The 1,506-nt window shown below is 64.9% G+C and carries 2 protein-coding genes; one reads left to right on the forward strand and one right to left on the reverse strand.

The genetic code is table 11. From position 1 onward, the window contains the following. Positions 1–409: transcription elongation factor GreA (gene greA, locus EOA85_RS35070; RefSeq protein WP_127212715.1), on the forward strand; the 409-nt coding region annotated here is incomplete at its 5' end. 266 nt (positions 410–675) lie between these two features. Here greA and waaC read toward each other — a convergent pair. Continuing rightward, positions 676–1,506, reverse strand: an 831-nt coding sequence (waaC, locus tag EOA85_RS35080) for a lipopolysaccharide heptosyltransferase I (protein WP_127212716.1), incomplete at its 5' end; no start/stop codon positions are given.

The following is a 1,506-nucleotide window of genomic DNA, read 5'->3' on the forward strand; positions in this document are numbered from 1 at the left end:
GCAGGAAGAGCGGCCGCGCATCATCGAAGCGATCTCCGAAGCGCGCTCGCATGGCGATCTTTCCGAAAATGCCGAGTACCACGCGGCGAAAGAGGCGCAAAGCCTCAATGAGGGTCGCGTCAACGAGCTCGAGGACTTCATCGCCCGTGCCGAGGTGATCGACGTCACCAAGCTCAGCGGCGAAAAGGTCAAGTTCGGCGCGACCGTGGTGCTGGTCGACGAGGACACGGAAGAGAAGAAGACCTACCAGATCGTCGGCGACCAGGAAGCGGATGTGAAGTCCGGCCGCATCTCGATCTCCTCGCCGATCGCGCGGGCGCTGATCGGCAAGGAAGTCGGCGATGCGATCGAGGTCAACGCGCCAGGCGGTGCGCGGGGCTATGAGATCGTCCAGGTGCAGTTCATCTAGGGGTAGAGCGGGCAGGGTTTGTTCCTGAATCGCACTGTTTTAGCCCCGAGGTTTGCGCTGCCGCTCATCGCCCTGCCGGGCACTTCTCCCCGTATAGTGACGGGGAGAAGGACGCCGTAACCGACGGGTTTCGCCAATTATCAGCGTTGCAGGACAGGCGCCGAGTTCGCGTCCAGCCCCCTTCTCCCCGTCACTATACGGGGAGAAGGTGCCGGCAGGCGGATGAGGGGCGGCGCCGACCCTTCCATTTGGATTGACTCTATAAATCAACGCCTTCCGGTTGCCAGATCGTGCGCTTGGCGCTCCATAAGCCTCTCCGCCTCCGCCACCACTTCCGCAGGCACGACACGGCCGCCGGGCGCGGCCAGCAGCGTTGACGAGAACGGCCCGCGCGGGCCGGTCAGGCCGGGTTCTGTCGCCAGAAACACCGCGACCGTCGGCAGGCCGAAGGCACTGGCGAGGTGGGTGAGACCGGTGTCCGCGCCGATGACCAGCACCGATCGGCCGATGATCGCGGCGATCTCGGCAAGCGGTGATTTCGGCACCAGCACGGTCTGCGGAACGGCTTGGGCGATCGCCTCGGCAATCGCCTTTTCCCTGTCGTTAGACCAGGTGGTGACCGGCGTCATTCCTCTTCCCACGAGAAGCCGGGCAGTTTCGATCCAGTCGCCGACCGGCCATTTCTTGTCCTCGCGGCTGGTGCCATGCAGCAGGAAGGCGGTTTTTCCCCCGACAAAGTTCGAACCGCCGGCCGGCGGCATGATGCCGGACTCGAGCCCGGAAAAATCCGGTTCATAGCCGAGCGCCAGCCCGAACAGCCGCCTTGTGCGTTCTATGGCGTGCAGATCGCGCGGCACAGCGTAGCGGCGGTCGTAGAACAAAGTCGCCGAAGGCTCGCGAGCGCTCGACCGGTCGAAGCCGACGATCGGCGCCGCGGCCTGTTTCGCCACCAGGGCCGACTTCAGCAATCCTTGCGCGTCGACGACGAGATCGTAGCGGCAATCCCGCAAGGCGCGGCGCAATCCCGCTGCCTCGCGCCATGTGCCGCGGCCGAGTGGGCTTGTGCGCCAGCGCCGGATTGCCACTGTGTGGATGGT

It is taken from the genome of Mesorhizobium sp. M5C.F.Ca.IN.020.29.1.1 (assembly GCF_003997375.1).
Classification (GTDB): Bacteria; Pseudomonadota; Alphaproteobacteria; order Rhizobiales; family Rhizobiaceae; genus Mesorhizobium; species Mesorhizobium wenxiniae.